This is a genomic window from Paenalcaligenes suwonensis, from assembly GCF_011290505.1.
In the GTDB taxonomy this organism is placed as follows: domain Bacteria; phylum Pseudomonadota; class Gammaproteobacteria; order Burkholderiales; family Burkholderiaceae_B; genus Paenalcaligenes; species Paenalcaligenes suwonensis.
Window position 1 is genome coordinate 247,134 of sequence record NZ_JAANPV010000001.1, and the last position, 19,273, is coordinate 266,406.

At 51.2% G+C, this 19,273-nt stretch carries 22 protein-coding genes; 10 read left to right on the forward strand and 12 right to left on the reverse strand.

The annotated features are described in order from the left end of the window. The first annotated feature begins 62 nt into the window (after positions 1 to 62). The 3 genes from GY634_RS01095 to GY634_RS01105 are packed head-to-tail and all read left to right on the forward strand — an operon-like array spanning position 63 to position 3,080. Positions 63 to 1,523, forward strand: coding sequence for an aldehyde dehydrogenase family protein (locus GY634_RS01095; protein WP_166406733.1), 1,461 nt, complete (start codon positions 63 to 65; stop codon positions 1,521 to 1,523). Between the two features lie 30 nt (positions 1,524 to 1,553). Continuing rightward, positions 1,554 to 2,033 (forward strand): GlcG/HbpS family heme-binding protein, encoded by a 480-nt coding sequence (locus GY634_RS01100; protein WP_135865206.1) that lies wholly within the window; start codon positions 1,554 to 1,556, stop codon positions 2,031 to 2,033. A gap of 21 nt (positions 2,034 to 2,054) precedes the next feature. Further along, entirely contained in the window at positions 2,055 to 3,080 is a 1,026-nt protein-coding gene (locus GY634_RS01105) for a 2Fe-2S iron-sulfur cluster-binding protein (protein WP_166406734.1), read from the forward strand. Here GY634_RS01105 and GY634_RS01110 read toward each other — a convergent pair. Beyond that, positions 3,077 to 3,232, reverse strand: a complete 156-nt coding sequence (locus GY634_RS01110; protein WP_166406735.1) for a hypothetical protein — start codon at positions 3,230 to 3,232, stop codon at positions 3,077 to 3,079. The two genes, GY634_RS01105 and GY634_RS01110, sit on opposite strands and share 4 nt — an antisense overlap. Positions 3,233 to 3,428: 196 nt before the next feature. On the opposite strand from GY634_RS01110, the gene GY634_RS01115 reads away from it, so the two are divergent. The 6 genes from GY634_RS01115 to GY634_RS01140 all read left to right on the forward strand — a co-directional run bounded on the left by GY634_RS01115 (position 3,429) and on the right by GY634_RS01140 (position 7,156). Beyond that, a complete protein-coding gene (locus GY634_RS01115; RefSeq protein WP_166406736.1) occupies positions 3,429 to 3,737 on the forward strand; it encodes a 2Fe-2S iron-sulfur cluster-binding protein in 309 nt (102 codons plus the stop codon). Next, positions 3,737 to 4,042 carry a ferredoxin gene (locus GY634_RS01120; RefSeq protein WP_166406737.1) on the forward strand — a complete coding sequence of 102 codons (306 nt, stop codon included), beginning with the start codon at positions 3,737 to 3,739 and terminating at the stop codon, positions 4,040 to 4,042. Before GY634_RS01115 ends, GY634_RS01120 begins: the two co-directional genes overlap by 1 nt. Before the next feature lie 15 nt (positions 4,043 to 4,057). Then, positions 4,058 to 4,336, forward strand: a complete 279-nt coding sequence (locus GY634_RS01125) for a 2Fe-2S iron-sulfur cluster-binding protein (protein WP_166406738.1) — start codon at positions 4,058 to 4,060, stop codon at positions 4,334 to 4,336. Positions 4,337 to 4,427: 91 nt separating this feature from the next. Further along, the gene (locus GY634_RS01130) at positions 4,428 to 4,799 is read left to right on the forward strand and encodes a DUF2294 domain-containing protein (protein ID WP_242683567.1); all 372 of its coding nucleotides are present in this window, start codon (positions 4,428 to 4,430) and stop codon (positions 4,797 to 4,799) included. Positions 4,800 to 5,002: 203 nt separating this feature from the next. After that, the gene (locus tag GY634_RS01135; RefSeq protein ID WP_166406739.1) at positions 5,003 to 6,025 is read left to right on the forward strand and encodes a Nif3-like dinuclear metal center hexameric protein; all 1,023 of its coding nucleotides are present in this window, start codon (positions 5,003 to 5,005) and stop codon (positions 6,023 to 6,025) included. Positions 6,026 to 6,049: 24 nt separating this feature from the next. Then, positions 6,050 to 7,156, forward strand: coding sequence for a hypothetical protein (locus tag GY634_RS01140; protein ID WP_166406740.1), 1,107 nt, complete (start codon positions 6,050 to 6,052; stop codon positions 7,154 to 7,156). A gap of 87 nt (positions 7,157 to 7,243) precedes the next feature. Here GY634_RS01140 and trxA read toward each other — a convergent pair whose 3' ends face one another. Further along, positions 7,244 to 7,564, reverse strand: coding sequence for a thioredoxin (trxA, locus tag GY634_RS01145; RefSeq protein ID WP_166406741.1), 321 nt, complete (start codon positions 7,562 to 7,564; stop codon positions 7,244 to 7,246). Between the two features lie 254 nt (positions 7,565 to 7,818). Between trxA and GY634_RS01150 the strand changes: the two genes are divergently transcribed. Further along, on the forward strand, positions 7,819 to 8,082 hold the full coding sequence (locus GY634_RS01150) for a hypothetical protein (protein WP_166406742.1): 264 nt from the start codon (positions 7,819 to 7,821) through the stop codon (positions 8,080 to 8,082). A gap of 87 nt (positions 8,083 to 8,169) precedes the next feature. Here the strand turns inward: GY634_RS01150 and GY634_RS01155 are convergent, their stop codons facing one another. The 10 genes from GY634_RS01155 to aceK all read right to left on the reverse strand — a co-directional run bounded on the left by GY634_RS01155 (position 8,170) and on the right by aceK (position 19,185). Beyond that, the gene (locus GY634_RS01155; protein WP_166406743.1) at positions 8,170 to 9,429 is read right to left on the reverse strand and encodes an NAD(P)/FAD-dependent oxidoreductase; all 1,260 of its coding nucleotides are present in this window, start codon (positions 9,427 to 9,429) and stop codon (positions 8,170 to 8,172) included. Positions 9,430 to 9,439: 10 nt separating this feature from the next. Further along, on the reverse strand, positions 9,440 to 10,321 hold the full coding sequence (locus GY634_RS01160; protein WP_207625448.1) for a transporter substrate-binding domain-containing protein: 882 nt from the start codon (positions 10,319 to 10,321) through the stop codon (positions 9,440 to 9,442). A 9-nt stretch (positions 10,322 to 10,330) separates the two neighbouring features. Then, positions 10,331 to 11,692, reverse strand: a complete 1,362-nt coding sequence (locus tag GY634_RS01165; RefSeq protein ID WP_166406744.1) for an amidase — start codon at positions 11,690 to 11,692, stop codon at positions 10,331 to 10,333. After that, a complete protein-coding gene (locus GY634_RS01170; RefSeq protein WP_166406745.1) occupies positions 11,689 to 11,865 on the reverse strand; it encodes a hypothetical protein in 177 nt (58 codons plus the stop codon). The genes GY634_RS01165 and GY634_RS01170 overlap by 4 nt, the downstream gene beginning before the upstream one ends. Further along, positions 11,858 to 12,628: an amino acid ABC transporter ATP-binding protein gene (locus tag GY634_RS01175; RefSeq protein ID WP_166406746.1), complete on the reverse strand. Its 771-nt coding sequence runs from the start codon at positions 12,626 to 12,628 to the stop codon at positions 11,858 to 11,860. Before GY634_RS01175 ends, GY634_RS01170 begins: the two co-directional genes overlap by 8 nt. A gap of 11 nt (positions 12,629 to 12,639) precedes the next feature. Beyond that, the gene (locus GY634_RS01180; protein WP_166406747.1) at positions 12,640 to 13,302 is read right to left on the reverse strand and encodes an amino acid ABC transporter permease; all 663 of its coding nucleotides are present in this window, start codon (positions 13,300 to 13,302) and stop codon (positions 12,640 to 12,642) included. A 48-nt stretch (positions 13,303 to 13,350) separates the two neighbouring features. Beyond that, positions 13,351 to 14,109, reverse strand: a complete 759-nt coding sequence (locus GY634_RS01185; protein ID WP_166406748.1) for an SDR family NAD(P)-dependent oxidoreductase — start codon at positions 14,107 to 14,109, stop codon at positions 13,351 to 13,353. Between the two features lie 202 nt (positions 14,110 to 14,311). Further along, positions 14,312 to 15,460 (reverse strand): ABC transporter substrate-binding protein, encoded by a 1,149-nt coding sequence (locus GY634_RS01190; RefSeq protein WP_166406749.1) that lies wholly within the window; start codon positions 15,458 to 15,460, stop codon positions 14,312 to 14,314. A gap of 655 nt (positions 15,461 to 16,115) precedes the next feature. After that, on the reverse strand, positions 16,116 to 17,297 hold the full coding sequence (locus GY634_RS01195; RefSeq protein WP_166406750.1) for an acetyl-CoA C-acyltransferase: 1,182 nt from the start codon (positions 17,295 to 17,297) through the stop codon (positions 16,116 to 16,118). A gap of 52 nt (positions 17,298 to 17,349) precedes the next feature. After that, positions 17,350 to 19,185 (reverse strand): bifunctional isocitrate dehydrogenase kinase/phosphatase, encoded by a 1,836-nt coding sequence (aceK, locus tag GY634_RS01200; protein WP_166406751.1) that lies wholly within the window; start codon positions 19,183 to 19,185, stop codon positions 17,350 to 17,352. Between the last annotated feature and the right edge of the window lie 88 nt (positions 19,186 to 19,273).

A 19,273-nucleotide genomic window follows, 5' to 3' on the forward strand; every position in this document is an offset into this window, starting at 1 on the left:
AGTAGATAAAACCGGCGGGCAGATGGGCTGCCCGCCAGTACAGCAACAAAGGAAGTAGAGCGGTGGAAAATCTTAACGATGTTGTGTTCGAGAACTATATCAACGGACAGTGGCAACCCAGCAGTAGCGGGCGTACGCAGCCTAATCTAAACCCGGCTGATCAGCGCGACGTGGTGGGCAACTTTCCGGTATCAACCGCTGATGACGCACAGCAAGCGGTAGCAGCCGCGCAAGCCGCCTTTGCCGCATGGCGCGCAACCCCGATTTCTGCTCGTGCTCGTATTCTGGATAAAGCGGCCGCCTATCTGGATGCGAATGTGGAACGCATTGCAGAAGGTTTGACACGCGAAGAAGGCAAAACGTTTGCACAAAGCAAAATGGAAGTCACCCGTTCTGCGCAGACACTACGTTTTTATGCGGTAGAGGGTCAGACCTATACCGGCGAAACTTTTCCACAGGACGATGCACAGCAACTGGTTTATACACAGCGCGAACCACTGGGTGTGGTGTCGGTGATTGCACCGTGGAATTTCCCCATTTCTATTCCGGCTCGCAAGATTGCCCCTGCGCTGATTACGGGTAACACGGTGGTGTTTAAACCGTCATCCGACACACCATTAACAGGCTATTACTTGTGTGAGGCTTTTGCCCAAGCGGGTATTCCAGCAGGGGTGTTGAACGTGGTGCACGGCCGTGCGGGCGAAGTAGGGCCTGTGCTAGTGACCTCCCCCGAAGTGCGCGCAATTTCGTTTACGGGATCTACGCGAGCCGGTGAAGACATTTGCCGACAAGCGCGCATGAGCACCCGTACGCAAATGGAGCTGGGTGGCAAAAACCCGCTCATCGTGATGGAAGACGCCGACTTGGACTTGGCCGTAAAGCTGGTTATACAAGGTGGTTTTTCGTTAAGCGGGCAAGCGTGTACGGGTACCAGTCGCGTGTTAGTACAGCGTGATGTGAAAGCAGAATTTACACGTAAGTTGCTGGAAAAAGTGCAGGCATTAACAGTAGGCAATGGCCTGACCGCTACTCCAGACTTGGGGCCTATCGCCACACGTGGCCAGCTAGAAAGTATTTTGGAATATGTGGAAATAGGTAAGCAGGAAGCCACGCATTTATGTGGTGGCGATCGCTTAACCGAGGGTGATTTTGCACAGGGTTTTTACATGACGCCAGCGGTGTTCACCGACGTCACACAAAACATGCGCATTGCTCGTGAAGAAATTTTTGGGCCAGTGATTGCGCTACTTGAATTTGACAGTTACGAGCAGGCCTTAGCGATGGCAAATGACACCGAGTATGGCTTATCGGCCGCCATTGTGACACGCAGCGCTGAATACGCACACCGTTTCAGTACTGACATCGAGGCGGGCACGGTCAAGATTAATCGCACCACCACCGGCAATTTGATGAATGCGCCATTTGGTGGCTTGAAGCAATCCAGTACCTCAACCTTCCGCGAATCTGGCAGGGGTGGTCTGGAGTTTTATACCCAAATCAAAACCGTGTACCGCGGTATTTGATGTTTTGTAAACCAAAGGTTGAGAAGTGATATGAAAAAAATTCTGCGTCTTGAACAGCGTGAAGCCCGTTTGATGGTGGAAGCCGCTATCGCCAAGTCCAAAGAAATTGGTGTGTTGGAAACCATTTGCGTGGTTGACGAAGGGGGCTACCCCATTGCGCTAGAGCGTATGGATGGTGCACGTATTACGGGCCCACAAATTGCGTGGAACAAAGCTTTCACTGCTGCTGGCCACAAGCGTTCCACGCATTTGTTTACGACAGCGCCTAATGGTCCGGCACTGCCTGGTAATGAAGCCTTTGGTATTCAACTGAGCTTTGAAGGTCGTTTTGCTGCTTTCGTGGGTGGTTTCCCCGTTGTGATTAATGGCGAAGTGGTGGGCGGTATTGGTTTGAGTGGCGGTAATGGCGAGCAAGATACGGCAGCAGGTGTAGCCGCTTTGCAAGCTTTGTCTGATGCACTGAAAGCCGAAGGCTTGGATGTGTTGGTACAGGCTGATATTAAGAAGTAGTACGCATTAGGAGACAAGGATATGGCGCATCGTGTCAATGTACGGGAAAGTGGTGAACACTTTTGGGTAGAGCCCGAAGAAACCGTATTACAAGCCGCTAAGCGGCAAGGCATACGCATACACAGTGATTGCGAGTTTGGTGGCTGTGGCACGTGCCGTATCCATGTCACAGAAGGGCAGGTGCACTACGAGGACGATTGTTTGCCCATGAGTGTGGCCGACGATGAACATGCAGCAGGTATGGCTGCAGCGTGCCAAGCACGGTTGCGTGGTGATATAGAAATTAGCTTAGCGAATCACCAAGATGACTTGCCTGAAGCGCAAGAGGTAGACGCAACTGTGTTAGCGGTAGAACGCGCGTGTACTGGCATTTGGCGTGTGCGCTTGCAACTGCCTACAGGCGTAGAGATGGACTACCGAGCCGGTCAATATTTGAATGTGTTGTGTGACGATGGCCGCACCCGTAGCTTTTCTATGGCGACAGCCAATGCGGCGACTGGTGTGCTAGAGCTACACATACGCGAGATTGAAGGCGGGCGGTTTACGCAGCATTTGTTGCCAACCCTACAGGCCGGCGACTCGTTGCGGTTAATGCTGCCTATGGGCCAATTTTATTGGCGTGAAAAAGACTGGCGCCCCATGGTGATGGTGGCAACGGGTACGGGTATTGCGCCTATTAAGGCGATTCTGGAGTCATTGTTGGATAACGACGATTGCCCACCCATCAGTTTGTACTGGGGAATGCGCACAGCAGCTGATTTGTACTTGGCAGAAGAAATTGCCGCGTGGGCTGAGCGCTTATTTGAGTTTCAGTTCGTACCGGTACTCTCTGCCGCCGACGACACATGGACGGGGGCTCGCGGGTATGTACAGCATCAGGTGTGTGAAGACTTTCCTGATTTGTCTGAGCACGCCGTTTATTTGTGCGGCTCCCCCACCATGATAGACGAGGCCAGAGCGCTGTTTGGACTACAAGGGGCTGATAGCCAGTTTGTGTACGCCGATGCGTTTAATTTTCAAACAGATGCCCACGCAGTAGCGGTTTAAGGCTTTTTAGGGGTACGGCCAAAAAGCTCAGATAAGCGCGGCAGATTAATCAACGGAATACGTTGGCGCAATTGTTGGCGTTTGGCGAAATGCGGGTGCAGTTGTTCGCCGATGGGACGCTCAAGATAGCGAAGTTCGACGGGATTTTTCATGGCTTTTTAAAGTGGTTAAACTGAATTAAGTATACCGCAATTAGGGTTTTCACTCAAATTGGTGGTTTTTACAGGAAGAACGGTAGGAAATCCATGCTAGTAGTCAGGTGGAATATCTACCGGTATACCGTTTTAGGGTTTGGGTGCGATCGGGCTGATAATCCGGCAGCAACGTGAGTAGTAAGCAGGAGGCCTTATGCCAACCATCACATTTCACAAAAATAATCAGGTTCATGTGGGCGAGGTGCAAGAGAACACCAACTTGGTGGTGCGTGCTGGCATCAAACAATTCCCTTTCCCGCACTTGAACTACGGCTGCGGCATGGGCAAATGCGCGAAATGTGCATGCCGGGTACTAGAGGGGGCAGAGCATTTGCCCGCCGCTAACTGGAAAGAGAAAAAACAATTGGGCGACAGGCTGGATCAAGGGTGGCGGTTGACCTGCCAACTGTGGATCAACGAAGACATCACCTTAGAGCAGCCGGTGCTAGAGGAGGGCGAATAATGTATGTGGTGCTAACAAGCAAACCGGGTGAATACCGCAGCGAAGCAGGTGTAGGCGTAGAACCTATAGCCGCGTATGAATACTATTTCCATGGCCGGCTAAAAGCTATTTTTACCATTGCTCGTATTCAAGATGCATCCCGAGTACGCATTGTGGAAGAAACGGAGGGTGGCACGATTAACGATATCACCACCCGCCAGATGGAAAAATTCCAAACGCAGCAAGAGGCGTATGACGAGATTTACGGGCTAACCCAGTTTGGCACCATTGAAGCCGAGCTGCGTGAGCGTGCGTTGAGTGTATAAGAGGTAGATGTAACTATGGTTCAAATAACCTTTGCTTCCAATAATGATTTGGTGGTGTCGGCCGCAGAAAATAGTAATTTGCTGCGTGTGTCCATACGCGAACGAGGGGGTATTCCCTTTAAGTGTGGTGGCGGTATTTGCGGTACCTGCAAATGTCGTATTACCGAAGGTATGGATAACACCGATGAGGTGAAAGCCAAGGAGCATAAACACCTCACTACAGAAGACTTGCAGCAGGGTTATCGCATGGCCTGCCAGACTTTTGTGCGTGGGGATGTCACGGTGACGTGGTGATAGCGCGTGAAAGCACTAAGTGCTGCGCTACGCTTTTCCGTGTATAAAACGGTTTTGATGCAAACATGTAGTAGCGGTAATGGAGTAGGAAATGGGGATAGCAGGCTTTTCTTCAATAGGCGAGTTCAAGCAGGCATTGACCCGGGACTACAACCGCATTAATAGCAGCATCTTTGCCTCAGGAGTGGTAACGCTAAAAATAGATGTGCAGGACGACCGTATCAGTATGCTGGCCATTCATAAGCGTCAGTCGGTGTTAGATACCTTAAGTCGAGAAAACGCACACATAGCCGATCTGGCAGACCTCTACCTGATTAAGGCATTCAAAAAGGAGATGAAACAGGTTTTGATACAGCAGTATGGGTTAGAGATAGTGGCCATATTCAAAGATTACGATGCAGTGGCGCAATTGTCTTCTACCGTGATTTTGCTGAAAAAAGAAGGTCAAACGCAGTCAGACTAACCGTGTTGGTCTGCTGAATTTAGCCTGTAGACATAAACCGACTGGTACGAAGTCTTGTTGTGCTTTAACGGCGTTGCTGCCCATGTCATGCATGGTGGTACCTGCTGTAGAAGTCGCCAACAATAAGTACAACTATACCGCCGGCCTCACGTTCTGGTTACGACCAGGGCATGAGGCCGGCTTTTTATTTTGGAGACAAACAAATGACATGTGTAAGCGATTTGCTAGATGCGCTGAATGTAATCACAGGTGGTCGTATGGTGTCCTGTATGGACGAAGTGAAACACGGCAACCATCCTTTTGTGATTTGGAAGTCATCCGGTATTTACGGCAAGGAGGTGCTGGAAATACCCGGGCTAATACATGGCGATCCGCAGAAAAAAATACGCAAAGTAGCTGTGTGCATGACCATGACTGAACTCAGCATCGAGTTAGCGGGTGCCACCGGCGTGGATGCCATTGTGGCGCATCACCCCATTGCCGATGCGGCCAGTTGTGGTGGCGTGACTTTGCGTGACTATCTGAACTTATATGGCATCGCAGCGTTGGAATGTCACGAGGCGTTTCATGGTTTGCACCCCGGTATTGCGTACTTGCACGGTCATAAAGTGAAGAAAAGCGATATTAGCTATGGCGGTGTACATGGCAACGTGATGTTTGTGGGTGAGCCTTTGGAAGGTGTACATACCATGGGCGATATGTTGGCGCGCTTAGATAGTTTCATGGGTTTGGATATGGAAGAGCAGCTACTGCACAGTGAGCGCCGTATCAAAAACAACGACAACATCCAGGAAACCAGTTTGCTCACACGCGGGGCAATACGTGTGGGTAGCCCTGCCAGCCCTGTTAAGCACATTTTGCACATCTTTCCGCATACCGGGTTTAGTCCTGAACATCTGCGTCAAGCCATTGCGGAGAATCCAGAAGTGGACACAGTGTTGGCATCCATTAGCCGCGTGTATGAAGGTCACGAGCTGATTAGGTGTGCGCAAGAATTAGGTTTGAATTTTATGGTGGGCAATAGCCATGTATTGGAAATCCTAGAAAACGGATTGCCATTGGCCTATGCCTTAAGTGCGTTATTGGAGGGTGTAGAGGTGGTGATGTTCCGAGATAGGGTGACCTCCACACCCGTGCACCAAGTGGGGACAGAGCGTCTGCGCGAATATGCACAACATGTCTCGGCCGCCCATTTAATGGGTAAGAACGTATTAAGTTTCCACTAACTTTCCCTTAGGCTGGAGAGAGACATGAACAATAAAACTATAGAAATAGACAAAGTGGTGCATGCACCAACGGGTGTTAGACGACCGTTGGAGCGTATTGAGGCGATAGGGTTGGCCCTTTTAGGTCTGGCAATGCTGACCTTGTTTTTCTTTCCCGGTACCTTGTCTGGCGCATTTGATACGGTTTTAAATACCGTCAAACCCGTGGTGGTCGATGTGTTTTTGACTGGCCAAGTGGGTATTGCCGTCATCATTAGCGTGATTATTGGTAGGTTGCTGGAGCGCTTGGGTTTTACCGACGCGATGATGCGTGTGTTTATGCCAGGTATGCGCTGGATAGGCATTAACCCAGCGGTGATTATCCCTAGCGTTTACAACATTTTTGGCGATATTAATGCCGCTGGCCGTATTTCTGGTCCATTGCTGCGTCAGGCTGGTGCGACCAAAGATGAGCAAAAAATCGCTGTGGCAACCATGGTGCAGTCTCAGCAATCGTTCTCTACCTTTATGCTGGGGATGATGGCCTTAACCTTTGCTGGGGTGAACGTATTTGCTGTCGTGATGATTGCCATTTTCGGGCCGCTGCTGCTGTCACCATTGATTTTGTCCAAATTGGTGTACCGCGATGTGCGATCGGTAGATTTGTTAACCGCACCTAAATTCACGCCCGATACCGATTTTGCACCTATGTTATTTAAGGCAGCACGCGAAGGCGTTGAGCTGCTGTTTTTGATTTTGATTCCTGCGGTAGCACTGGTGTTCTGTGTGATTGGTTTGCTGGATCACATGGGCATCTGGCAACCGGTGAATGCGTTATTAGAGCGCGCTATGCTGGCGCTTAATATTCATCCAGAAACCGGCGTGTTGGCGGTGTTGGTAAGCCCTACGCTTGCGATGGGCAAACTGCAAGCCATGGCAAGTGGGTTAGATCCGTCGTTGGTGGTGGGCTCGTTTATTTTGGCCTCGTCAGGTTTGCCATTGTCTGCCGTGTTTGGCCAGATCCCTGTAGTGTGGGCAGAAAGCTCTGATTTGACCGAAAAAGAGGCTATGAAAGCAGCCATTTTAGGGATTGTGATGCGCTTGCTGACAGCCACTGTTTTAGCGCTGCTACTGACACCGTTGATTAGCTAATCACTTAGCTGGTTGGTGTGGTGCAGCCGTTCTATGCAAACAGCCTAGCCGTAGTGGCTAGGCTGTGTTGTTGGTGCCGTAGCGTTTTTAGTCAGCATGGCGCTGTATGAGTTGCTGCAATTGGCTTTGTCCCGCAGCACCAATCATTCTGTCCACTACTTGACCGTCTTTAAATAGCAAAACGGTGGGAATGCTTTGTACACGGAATTGGTTTGCCAGTTCAGGTACAGCATCAATATCTACTTCGCCAAACGAGGCTTGTTCCTGCAACGCAGTGGCTGTTTGTTGATAAATGGGTGCCATCATGCGACATGGGCCACACCATTCTGCCCAAAAACGTACGGTGTGTAGGCCTGGAGCGTTAGTCACAAGTTGCTCGAAGTTGGTGGTGTCTAGATGCGTAATCATGATTACTGCCTTACAAAAAAGAAGGGCGAGCACATCGCAAGTGGCTCGGGTTTTATTGAAATAGGCGTTTCCCTATCATTCAATAATTATCTTGAATGATAGGGAAAAGTTCAATCTAGGTCAATTCAAGCGCGGGTTGTGGTGCCCTATACGGCAATCTGTCGCATAATAGGTTCTTACTAGGCGTAGCAGAATTCACCCATTTGCAATGTGCTTGCAGGGCAGGCATGGCATAACAACTAGGAGCAAGACCCATGATGTTCAGACGTGATCCTTTTCACATTCTAGAAGCGTACATTCAGTCTGTTGGTGATATGCAGCAAAACTATGCTCAGCTGAAGACGGCACTGCAAAACATCAATAACATTATTGATTTTGCAGAACACAAAGTTGGTGCAGCACTAGAGGCTGAACAGGCCGAGCAAATTAGTGAAGTAGGTTTGCAGTGGTTAGAAGGTGTGCATCAGGGCGGCAATATGGATACGCTGCGCGATCAAGCCAAACAAGCATTGGATTAAGCCGTACACCTTATACGGTTGTCATGATGAAAACGCCCCATATGGGGCGTTTTTTTGTGAGGTGTGTGGTGCTGCTCACGTATACGCTTAAAAGCGATCCACCCTAAACGGATGTATATCCACAGGCAGATGTTCCCTGCAAATAAGCCGTGCAATCAGTTCACCTGTGATGGGGCCAGTAGAAAAACCAATGTGGCCGTGCCCAAACGCGCACAGCACCTGTTGGTGGCGGGGAGCAAAGCCCAGTACAGGCAAGCTGTCGGGGGTAGAGGGCCTATTGCCAGACCATAACTGCGAGCTGTCCATCGTGGGTGCGAGTCCTAAGGCCTCACGGGCGGCTGGGTAAAGCCGTTCAAGTTGTATGGGGTTGGCACGACTTTGTGGGTGTGCCAGTTCTACGCCGCTTAATAAGCGCAATTGGTCTTGCATGGGGGCGGCCACATAGCCGGCTGCCACGTCATACACGGCACGACGTAATACCGGGCCGTCTTCAGGCATGGGCAAGCTGAGGTGGTAGCCGCGCTCAGCCACCATAGGGATGCGGTAGCCCAGTTGTTGGCATAATGGCGTACTTAATGCGCCAGCGGCCAACACCACTGTTTGGCTTTTATAGTGCTGTTGCTTGCCGTACAGCTGCACATGTCCTTCAGCAATGTGCAGTTGCTGCACGTGGTCGCTGACCCATCTACCGCCTTGCTGTTGGAATAGCTGCTGGTAGGCCGCCAGTAACTCACCAGGGGTGGCAACGGTGGCCGTTTCGGTTAACCACAAGGCACGGTGAAACGGGTGTTGTAACGCAGGCTCTAGCTCATGCAAAGTTTGTGTATCTAAGACCTCAAACTTTACGCCGTGGCGTTCAAATAATTGGCGATCAGCGGCACTGCTGGCGAAACCTTCTGCACTACGGTAAAGGCGTAGCCAGCCTTCTTGTCGTATAAGGTGTTCGCTGTTAGTGCGTTGCGCCCATTTTTGGTGATAGCTGAGCGCTTGAGCAGTAAGCGGGACTAGGGCTTCGACGGCGTTTTCGCGTCGTTGTGTGTTGGCATTAGCCAGAAAGCGCAGTAGCCATGGGGCAAGAAAAGGGAGGTCGCCATACCGTAGTCGTAGGCCGTTATCACGATTCAAGGCATAGCGTAAAAGCTGCTTCCAGATACCGGGGCTTGCCATGGGAAAAATGGAGCCATTGCTGATCACACCGGCATTGCCAAAGCTGGCTTTGTCACGTTCGCTACCCGCATCAATAATGGTCACTGACAGCCCGCGTTCTTGCAGCGCTAAGCCGCAAGCTGTGCCCACCATACCGCCACCAATAATGGTGACGGCGGGGGAGGATGAGTAGGGATCCATAGCGTAGTGCTTAGAACACGACGTCCGATGGGATGTCGCTGGCCTCAATGCCAGACAGTTTTAGGCTATCTAAAATCCAACCACTAATTTGGCCTAAATCACGGTTGTAATCTACCCAAACGTTTAGGAAGTCGCGCCAGTCGGTGTTGCTTTCTTTAGCAAACGCCAAGTTAGAGGTTAGCCCCACAATAGGGTCTGTCAGCATGGAGAATTTACCAATGCTGGGGTTTTTCTTCACAGCAGTTAAGCCTAGCAGTACGGCAAATACCGCGCAGTCTACTTTTTTACTTTGTAGAGCCAGCATCACTTCATCACGTGTAGCAAAGGCAGTAATTTGGGCCAGTGGCGCATAGCGGCGAGCGGCCATTTCTTGTGTGGAACCCAAGTCAACGGCGATGCGAATTTCTGGCTTGTTAAGGTCTGCCCATTTGCTGGCTTGCACGCTTTCCTGCGCCACAATACCGTAAGGGTGTAGGTAGGTGGGGTGCGAGAAACCAATGGACAATGCGCGCTGTGGTGTAGGGGTTAGCGCCATTGCTAAGTCTACTTTGCCCGTTTGTAGCTGTATGACCGAGTTGCCGTAGGTGGAGTCCACATACTCCAGCTCCACGTCCAAAATCTTGGCGATGTCTTTAGCCATTTCTACCGAGGCGCCAGACCACTCTTTGGTAAATGGGTCGCGGGTAAAGTAGGGAGGCTCACCGACTAGGGCAGCAATACGTAGCTTTTTGGTGCGGCGTACTCGTGCGAGTGTGGATTCCGTTTCAGCGGACGCAGATTGGGCGCTAGCACTGGCGATAGGCAGACTTAACCCTAAAGCCGAGGCAGCGGCCAGCTTGGCCAGTTGACGACGGGACATCTGATTAGGTGTATCGTTATTGTAGTGGTCCATGGTGGTCTCCTAAAGGACGGTTGCAGCGTAGTGTTGATCCCGTTGGTGGGCAAAATCAAGAATGCTTTCTATGCGTTGGGCGATGTGCAGTAACGCATGATCCTGCTGGTGTTTACCTAATAGTTGTATACCCATAGGTAAGCCGGTGCTACTGATGGCACTGGGTAGTGCGACAGCAGGTTGTCCGCTTAAGTTGGCAATAGCGTTGAGATTAGGTTGCGTCAAAAAGTAGAAGGTGTCCACGTGGCTTAAGGGGCCAGCAACGGCTGTTGCGCCGGGCAGCAGCAGGGCATCTACAGCCTGTAAGCTGTGTGCCAAGGCCTGGGTAAGACGTAGTTTATCCTGTTGGGCTTGTATATAAGCGCTGGCAGGAATGTTTTCGCCGACCAAGACACGGCCACGGAAAATGCGGCCATAGGCATCAAAATTTTGGCGTACTTTAGGGCCAAATACGTAGGCCACTTCGGCCATCATAATCAGCGCACTGCTAGTGTGTAGAGCCTGTAAGCTGGGCAAAGAAACCGGCACGATTTCTACGCCAGCAAGCTGTAGTTGTTCTTGCACCTGACTCATCATGCTTTGTACTTCAGGCTGCAATAAAGCATCCAACCCCCAGTGGCTGGTAGGTATGCCCAAACGAATGGGGCGGTGTAGTGGGTAAGCGCGTGGTGCTTGTGGGCACAGTGCGCTAAATAGTTGTGTGCAGTCGTCTACGCTGTGCGCCAGCGGCCCAGCATGATCCAGGCTTAGGCTTAACATGCGTACCCCGTCTAAGGGGACGGCACCATAGGTGGGTTTTAAGCCAACCAGACCGCAGTTTGTACTTGGCGACCGTATAGAACCCGCCGTATCGGTACCTAGCGAGGCCATGCACAACTCGGCGGCCACCGTGGTACCTGAACCGCTAGAAGACCCACCGGGAAAATACCCGGCTTTCCATGGGTTAGTGGCGGGGGGCACAGGCAGATCAAACGAGGGGCCACCAAAGGCAAATTCGTGGCAGTTGGCCTTACCCAGCACAATAGCTCCAGCGGCGCGCAGGCGAGCAACGGCGGCAGCATCGTGTGTGGCAACGGGTTGGTGTTGCTGCGAGAACGAGCCGCCACTGGTTTTCATGCCAGCCACATCCATGTTGTCTTTGATGGAGATGCCCACGCCAAAAAGCGGAGGTAAGGCAGAAGGGTTGGCGTCTAATTGTTGCTGCTGCAGGGAGGCTTTTTGCAAGGCTGCATCGGCCTGCCAGCTAATGTAAGCATGTAAGTGCGGTTGTTGAGTGGCAATACGTTCAAGCTGCGTTTGTACTACGTCAGTAATACGCAGTTGGCCGTTGCGGTAGGCGGTTTGTAATGCCGCAATGGTGCGTGGAATCATGATTCAGACTCCGGTATGGGCTGCACCTGCATAGGGGCTGCGGGATTGTGCGACTGTTGGGTGATCAGTTGTGCAATGAGTTGTAAGCCACGTTGAAACTCCTGCTGCTCGTCGGCACAGGCTGCGTCGGGCAATGCGGTGCTTAACACCGCTGTGATGGCAGAGTCAGACATGGGCATCTCGTTGGCTGGCATGGTGGAAATGACTCAGAAAGGCTTGTGTGGCAGGTTGTTGGGGGCTGTCTATCAAGGTTTTCGCAGGCCCCTCTTCAACCACTACACCGTCTTTCATAAAGAGCACTCGGTCAGCCATTTCACGCGCGAACTCGATTTCATGGGTCACGATCACCATGGTCATCCCCTCTTGGGCAAGTGTGCGCATCACGCTTAATACTTCACCTACTAACTCGGGGTCTAGCGCCGAGGTGGCTTCATCAAACAGCATCACATTGGGTTGCATGGCTAAGGCACGGGCAATGGCTACACGCTGCTTCTCACCACCCGATAAGCGGTTGGGGAAGTAGTCTGCCTTATGCAGCAAGCCGACTTTCTTAAGCAACGCTTGTGCTTGTTCAGTGGCTTGTGCGCGAGTTTGTTTGCGTACAGTGATGGGGCCTTCCATCACGTTTTGCAGCACATTCATGTGGGGAAATAAATTGAAGTGCTGAAATACCATACCGGTAGAGGTGCGAAAACTGGCTTGCGCTGCATCGCTAGGTTGACGGTGTTTCTCGCCAAAATCAAAGTGTGTATCGCCCACTTGTACGGTGCCGCCATCGGGTTGTACCAGTAGGTTTAAGCAGCGCAATAAGGTGGATTTTCCGGATCCAGAGGGGCCGATCAGGGCTAAAACAGCCCCTTTAGGCACATCTAGAGAAATATCTTTAAGCACCACATTGTCGCCATAAGCTTTGCGCAAATTTCGTACATGAATCATGGTAGTGCTCCCTAGTTGCTGCGAGCCAGACGGTTTTCAATATGCTGTACCAGCAAAGTGGCTGGGAACAGCACGACGAAGTAGGCCAAGGCCACTACGGTATAGACCTCTAACGGGCGGTAAGTCTCGTGTGCAATCAATTGCCCCTGATACACCAAGTCGGGTACGGCTAGCACCGATACCAACGAGGTGTTTTTCAGCTGCAAAATCGACTGGTTCATCAGCGGTGGAATCATGCGTTTAAAGGCTTGCGGCAAGATGACACGGCGTAAAGCTTGCCACTTGCGCATGCCTAAGGCTTTAGCCGCTTCTACTTGCCCATCATCAATAGACACAATACCTGCGCGGATGATTTCCGAATAAAACGCGGCACCATACAGTGACAAGGCCAGCAAGGCTGCGGTAGGGGCAGACAAGTTAATGTCTATCAGCACTGGCAATGCGTAGTAAAACCAAATCAGTATTACTAAGAATGGTGTGCATCTAAACAGCTCTACGGCACCGCGTAACGGGATGCCCAATGCACGGGGGCTGCTAATGCGCCCCAATGCGACAAACAGGCCCAGCACCAGCCCAAAGGCGATGCTAAGCACGGTGTAAAACAAGGTGTATTCCAAGCCTGCCAGCAGAATTTCTTTATAGCGCCAGACTTGGCTGAAGTCCCATTGATACATAGGCCTATAGCTCCGTGTTATGGCAAACAGAACGGCAAAATCGGGCAATTACCCTAAGCGTAAACCGCCATCTATGGAAAGTTTCTGCCCGGTCACATAGCGGGCGTGAGAACTCAACAGATAGGCTACTGCTCCAGCAACGTCATCGGGTTGGCCGAAACGCCCCAACGGAGGAGTAGGTAAACGGTTTTGCCAATCTACGTGTGGGTAACGTTGGCTGTCTTTTAGGGTGTAGCCAGGCAGTACACAGTTAACGGTAATGCCAGATGAGGCCAGCTCAGCGGCAAGGCTCATGGCCAAGGCTTCAGCGGTGGCTTTAGCAGCAGCAGTCAGGGGGTAGAGTTCACCGGGTTTGAAGCGGTGCGCGACAAACGAGCTGGTGAGCACGATGCTGCCACAGGAAGATTTTTCTAAGTAGGGTCTGGCTGTTTGCACCAGTTCCAAGAAAGCGCCTGCCATGCTTTGTACGGCGTCGGCTAAGTCCTGAGACGAGGCCTCTTGCAAGTTCTTCTTGCTAGCGTGGCCGGCATTGCTGACCAACTGATCTATGGTGCCGAAGGTTTGTACACAGGCTTCCACGATACGGCGTGCTTGTTGGGGCTCGTTTAGATCAGCAAAGTAACACTCTGCCTTGGCGCCCAGCGCTCGTACGCTATCTAGTACCTGTTGCATGGCTTGTCTACTGCTGTCGTCAGCGCCACGGGAATGTAAAAGCAGGGAGGTGTGTTCCGAGGCTAGCGCGCGGGCAATGGCCGCACCAATACCTGAACCAGCACCCGTGATTAGGATGACTCTATGTTGTTGCATGTTGCTCCACCGTTGTTATACCTGTGAACAGGTTTTCTTATTTCATGCACAGTACCCAGGTACTGCGTGACAAGAATTTTCTAATGGGCAGCATAGCATGGAGCTTTTGCTTTCAGAAGCGGTGTGGCGTAAATAAATGCTTCGTTGGTAGGGCAGTAAAAAAGCCGGGAATCTAGTGGATTTCCCGGCTTGTTAGTAGGCGTTATTTCAGTAAACGCCACTGACCATCTTTCACGATGATCATCTCGCGACCACGTTCGTCAAAGCCGCTGTGATCGTCGGGGGTCATGTTATACACACCCTGAGTTGCTACCAGTTCAGTGGTTTGTTCTAACGCATCACGCAAAGCGGCGCGGAACTCAGGCGTACCAGGTTGCGCTGTTTTCGCCGCAACAGGAATGGCTTTTTCTAGCAGCAAACCAGCGTCAAACACGTTAGCGCCAAAGGTGGCCGGGGCTTCACCGTATTTGGCGGTGTAACGGTCAATATAGTCCTGAGCAATCGCTTTAGATGGGTTGCTGTCTTCGATTTCGGGCAACACCAACATCAAACTAGCAGCCAGCACCGTACCTTCAACTTCTGGGCCGCCCAGAGACAAGAAGGCAGGTAGTGCAGCGCCATGAGTTTGATAGAACTGGCCTTCATAGCCCAGTTTAGCCAGTGTTACTTGTGGCAATACGGCAGCAGCGCCCGTACCCGCAATCAGCACCGCATCAGGCTTAGCAGAAAACACTTTCAAGGCTTGGCCTGTCACCGAGTTGTCTGAACGTACATAGCGCTCTGTGGCGACGATCTCAATGCCGTTTTCAGCTGCCAATTGGTTAAACACGTTTAACCAGCTTTCACCGTAAGCATCGTTAAAGCCAATGAAACCAGCCGTTTTAACGCCATTGTCTACCATGTGTTTGACTAACGCAGAACCGATAATGTCGTCGTTCTGGGTAGTTTTGAAAATCCATTTTTTCTCGGGTGTCATCGGCAAAATAACAGCCGCTGCGCCCACAGGTGACAGGATTGGCGTGCCAGACTCAGCAGCAAACGGAATCAGGTTAATCGCATGCGGTGAGCCAGTAGGCCCAATCAACGCATCAATCTTGTGCTCTGAAATCAGCTTGCGGAATGCCGTGACAGTTTGGTTGGTAACGCTAGCGTCATCCAACGCAATGTATTCAATATCCAGATCACCCGCTTTCTGTGGTAGCAGTGGCACGGTATTGTTTTGCGGGATGCCAACCATGGCAGTAGAGCCAGTGGAGGAGGTAATAACCCCTACCTTGACTTGAGCAGAGGCGATGGGTGATTGCAGAGCAAAAGCAGTAGCCAGAGTCACCAGCAAGGTACGCAGTAACATGAGTTCCTCGTAGAGAAAGCAGGGGGAAATAGGGGAGAGTAGGAAAGTGATTTCCCACCTCAATCTAATGATTTTAACGCATAACCCGCGTTGCTTTGGTCTTTAGCGTAGTCACGCTAGGGTTAGCACGGGATATCAGGTGTGGATGTTGTAGGAATGTGTGGGCTTTTTCTTGTGATACCAGAAAGAAGGGGCTTTCCAGTGTTCAAAGTATTGGGAGATTGTATGTGGTGAGTTTACAAGCCCGCTTAGCAACGATTGGACTGCAGACTAAGGTTGCAAACCCGCTTATCAACCACCTGCTGCCATAGCCTAAGGCTGCGAAAGTATTTTTTTATTTGAGACACCAAATAAAAAAACACTTCCATCCGCCTTTTGATCGTCGCTTGCAGAGGTTTTTAGGTAAGTGTTTTCTGTGGGTGTGCGTACTTCTGTACAGAAAGGGCGGTAAGCCTATCAATTGCGATACTTCGGAGGAGGCGGAGGAAAACTTTTTTGATTTGGTGTCTCAAATCAAAAAAAGTTGTTCCGCAGTCCCCCAGCGAGTGCGATGAATACAGCGTTTCACAGATGTGTGACTGCTAAAACAAAAAAACCTCTGGCGAAACACCAGAGGTTCTCAGCTACAAACCAGCAAGTACACTGGCTTCAAGCATTACAGCATTTCTACCGCCATAGCTACAGCTTCACCACCACCGATACACAGCGAGGCAACACCGCGTTTCAAGCCTTTTTGCTTCAGCGCGCCAACCAGAGTGGCGATCAAACGCGCACCAGATGCACCAATAGGGTGACCCAATGCAGTCGCACCACCGTGAACGTTCACTTTATCGTGAGGAATGTTCAGCTCTTTCATGGCTGCCATGGTTACCACGGCAAAGGCTTCGTTGATCTCGAACAGGTCTACGTCTTCAACTGTCCAGCCGGTTTTCTTCAGCAGCTTTTGAATCGCGCCTACAGGTGCAGTTGTGAACCACTCTGGCTCGTGTGCAAACTGTGTGTGGCCTACGATTTTTGCCAAAGGTTTAACACCCAACTCACCAGCGGTGGAAGAGCGCATCAATACCATGGCTGCGGCACCGTCCGAGATAGAGGACGAAGTTGCGGCAGTAATGGAGCCGTCTTTCTTAAAAGCAGGACGCAGGGTAGGGATTTTTTCAGGCATTGCACGCTGAGGTGCTTCGTCTGTGTCTACAACGGTGTCGCCTTTGCGGCCAGCAACAGTCACGGGAGTGATCTCGAAGGCAAAACTGCCATCTGCGGTCGCAGCACTTGCACGACGCAGGGACTCTACCGTGAATGCATCTTGTTCTTCACGAGTGAACTGGTATTTGTCTACGCAGCTTTCAGCGAAAACACCCATTGCTGTACCTTTTTGGTACGCGTCTTCTAGGCCATCCAGCGCCATGTGGTCATACACAGTGGAATGACCGTAGCGGTAACCTTGACGACCGCGCAGCAGCAAGTAGGGAGCATTGCTCATGCTTTCTTGGCCGCCAGCGACGACGACGTCAGCGCTACCGCCCAACAGCATATCGTGACCAAACATGGCTGCACGCATGCCAGAACCACATACTTTGTGTACGGTCGTAGCGCCTACGCTTTGTGGCAAGCCTGCACCTATAGCCGCTTGACGTGCGGGTGCTTGGCCTTGGCCAGCTTGCAGTACGTTACCCATAATCACTTCGTCGATCAGGGCAGAATCAATGCCAGCGCGCTCTACAGCGGCTTTGATGGCAACCGCACCCAGTTCGTGAGCGGCTAGGGAAGAAAGACTACCCATCATGGCACCCATAGGGGTACGGGCAATCGAAGCAATCACAACAGGATCTGACATGGCAAGAGCTCCTCGGGTTGTTGTAGTCAGGTTGATGTCACACCATTATCCATTAAATTGCTGCGCTGCGGCAATTTCCTAATCGTTTAGTAAGGGGATAGGGGTAAATATTCTCCAATCTGCCCTGTGCGACACGTTCACGGCACTGGTTCCACCATTGGGCATCCAACAGTTCAGCATGGTATTTTTTGAAGGCGGTTTTAATGCGTGGGTCGCCCAGCAAGAAATACTCAAACTCTTCAGGGAAAACATCGTTTTTACCCACGGGGTACCACGGTTCTCCCGATAATTCGGCTTCTTCGTTGGGGGCGGGCGGAATAGTGCGAAACTGCATTTCCGTCATGCGCTGGATTTCATCATAGTCATAGAAAACCAGACGCCCTAAACGGGTGAGGCCAAAGTTCTTATACAGCATATCGCCAGGAAAGATATTGTTGGCAGCCAGCTCACGTATGGCATCCCCATACTGTTTAATGGCACCTTCAATGGCCGTGTCATTGGCGCGTTGTAAGAACAAATTCAACGGTAGCATGCGGCGCTCAATGTACACATGACGTAGCACAAGAGAGCCCTCGCTTTCCTCTATTTGGGCAGGTACTTCGCGGCGTAATTCTGCTAGTAATTCAGGGTCGAAACGGTCTAGCGGCAGGGCAACTTGCGAATATTCCCACGTGTCGGCCATGCGCCCTGCACGGTCGTGTTTTTTAACCAGTTGATAGCGTTCTTTGACGGTGGCGTGGTCCATACCACTTTTGCGTATGCGGTCGCGTATTAGCTTGAATACGTAGGGGTATGAGGGCAAGGTAAACACGCACATCACCATCCCCTTAATACCGGCAGATAAGGTGAATTGGTCGTTAGAATGCGCTAAATGGTAGAGAAAATCCCTGTAAAACAGTGTTTTCCCCTGTTTTTGTAAACCTATGGCGTTGTAGAACTCGGCCTTAGATTTACGGGGCAGCAGCGTGACCAAAAAGTTCACGTAGGCCGAAGGGGTTTCCATATCTACTAAAAAGTAGGCACGGGTAAAACTGAATAAGGTACTGATGTCGTCACTGGTGTCTAGCAACGCATCTAAGGTAATGGTGCCCGCCGGGGTATGCGTTAAGGCAATGGCAAAGGGGTGGATATTCCCGTGGTTAATAAACCGGCCCACAATGTAGGCACCCTTATTGCGGAAGAACAGCGAATTCAACACCTGAAATTGGCAGTCTGGGCCTAAACGGTGCCCGGGGTCTGCCGGTAGCCGTTGGCGCAAGGTGCTAACAATACGGCGCGCTAATACGCGTACATCGGCGGGTAAATCGGCAAAGGGTGCGGCTAACCCAAAGCCCTGAATCATGGTTTTTAACGATGCTGTTAAACCTTGTTCTAAGGGGTAGTACGCACGGTAAGAAGGTCGGCTGCCGTCTAGGTATTCGGTGGCAATGGCGGGCCGTACAAACAGGAAGTCATTGTTGAAATAGTTACGGTGCAGCACGCGGCACGATACCGAATTAAAAAAAGTCTCTGCACATTCGGGTTGGTGATGACGCCGTAATAGCCCCACAAATTCCCGTTTTACCTGATGCCAAAACTGGTGTTGTGGTTCGTCTAGGTGGGTCAGTTGGCTATGTTCGTCTGTAGTGGTACGGTTACCTCGTAATGCCGAGCTAAGTACAGCAGCACATTCACGTACGCGTATATCGTAATATTCAATGCGCTCACGTGACAGGTGCTGTATAGCGTGCCAAGCGGCAGACTCAAACAATACCTTGGCACGTTGGGCACTGTAACGAAACAGCGAATAGTGGCGGTTAAAACCATTCAAAATGGTTTGGGCAATATCCAAGGGCGATGGGCCTTTGGGGGAAACCGGGGTGATGCTGGGACTATCGGACTCGAACATGGTGTGGTCTTACCGCGGTGAAAAGTTCCAGAAAGTGTGCTTCAGCAAACAAATATTGGCTGAGGCAAAGGGCTGTCCTATTATGCCT

Bases quoted from the DNA above. Each gene is read 5' to 3' on its own strand.
- GY634_RS01100 (WP_135865206.1), top strand. From the start codon at position 1,554: ATGAAAAAAATTCTGCGTCTTGAACAGCGTGAAGCCCGTTTGATGGTG.
- GY634_RS01105 (WP_166406734.1), top strand. From the start codon at position 2,055: ATGGCGCATCGTGTCAATGTACGGGAAAGTGGTGAACACTTTTGGGTA.
- GY634_RS01110 (WP_166406735.1), bottom strand. From the start codon at position 3,232: ATGAAAAATCCCGTCGAACTTCGCTATCTTGAGCGTCCCATCGGCGAA.
- GY634_RS01115 (WP_166406736.1), top strand. From the start codon at position 3,429: ATGCCAACCATCACATTTCACAAAAATAATCAGGTTCATGTGGGCGAG.
- GY634_RS01120 (WP_166406737.1), top strand. From the start codon at position 3,737: ATGTATGTGGTGCTAACAAGCAAACCGGGTGAATACCGCAGCGAAGCA.
- GY634_RS01125 (WP_166406738.1), top strand. From the start codon at position 4,058: ATGGTTCAAATAACCTTTGCTTCCAATAATGATTTGGTGGTGTCGGCC.
- GY634_RS01130 (WP_242683567.1), top strand. From the start codon at position 4,428: ATGGGGATAGCAGGCTTTTCTTCAATAGGCGAGTTCAAGCAGGCATTG.
- GY634_RS01135 (WP_166406739.1), top strand. From the start codon at position 5,003: ATGACATGTGTAAGCGATTTGCTAGATGCGCTGAATGTAATCACAGGT.
- GY634_RS01140 (WP_166406740.1), top strand. From the start codon at position 6,050: ATGAACAATAAAACTATAGAAATAGACAAAGTGGTGCATGCACCAACG.
- trxA (WP_166406741.1), bottom strand. From the start codon at position 7,564: ATGATTACGCATCTAGACACCACCAACTTCGAGCAACTTGTGACTAAC.
- GY634_RS01150 (WP_166406742.1), top strand. From the start codon at position 7,819: ATGATGTTCAGACGTGATCCTTTTCACATTCTAGAAGCGTACATTCAG.
- GY634_RS01155 (WP_166406743.1), bottom strand. From the start codon at position 9,429: ATGGATCCCTACTCATCCTCCCCCGCCGTCACCATTATTGGTGGCGGT.
- GY634_RS01160 (WP_207625448.1), bottom strand. From the start codon at position 10,321: ATGGACCACTACAATAACGATACACCTAATCAGATGTCCCGTCGTCAA.
- GY634_RS01165 (WP_166406744.1), bottom strand. From the start codon at position 11,692: ATGATTCCACGCACCATTGCGGCATTACAAACCGCCTACCGCAACGGC.
- GY634_RS01170 (WP_166406745.1), bottom strand. From the start codon at position 11,865: ATGTCTGACTCTGCCATCACAGCGGTGTTAAGCACCGCATTGCCCGAC.
- GY634_RS01175 (WP_166406746.1), bottom strand. From the start codon at position 12,628: ATGATTCATGTACGAAATTTGCGCAAAGCTTATGGCGACAATGTGGTG.
- GY634_RS01180 (WP_166406747.1), bottom strand. From the start codon at position 13,302: ATGTATCAATGGGACTTCAGCCAAGTCTGGCGCTATAAAGAAATTCTG.
- GY634_RS01185 (WP_166406748.1), bottom strand. From the start codon at position 14,109: ATGCAACAACATAGAGTCATCCTAATCACGGGTGCTGGTTCAGGTATT.
- GY634_RS01190 (WP_166406749.1), bottom strand. From the start codon at position 15,460: ATGTTACTGCGTACCTTGCTGGTGACTCTGGCTACTGCTTTTGCTCTG.
- GY634_RS01195 (WP_166406750.1), bottom strand. From the start codon at position 17,297: ATGTCAGATCCTGTTGTGATTGCTTCGATTGCCCGTACCCCTATGGGT.
- aceK (WP_166406751.1), bottom strand. From the start codon at position 19,185: ATGTTCGAGTCCGATAGTCCCAGCATCACCCCGGTTTCCCCCAAAGGC.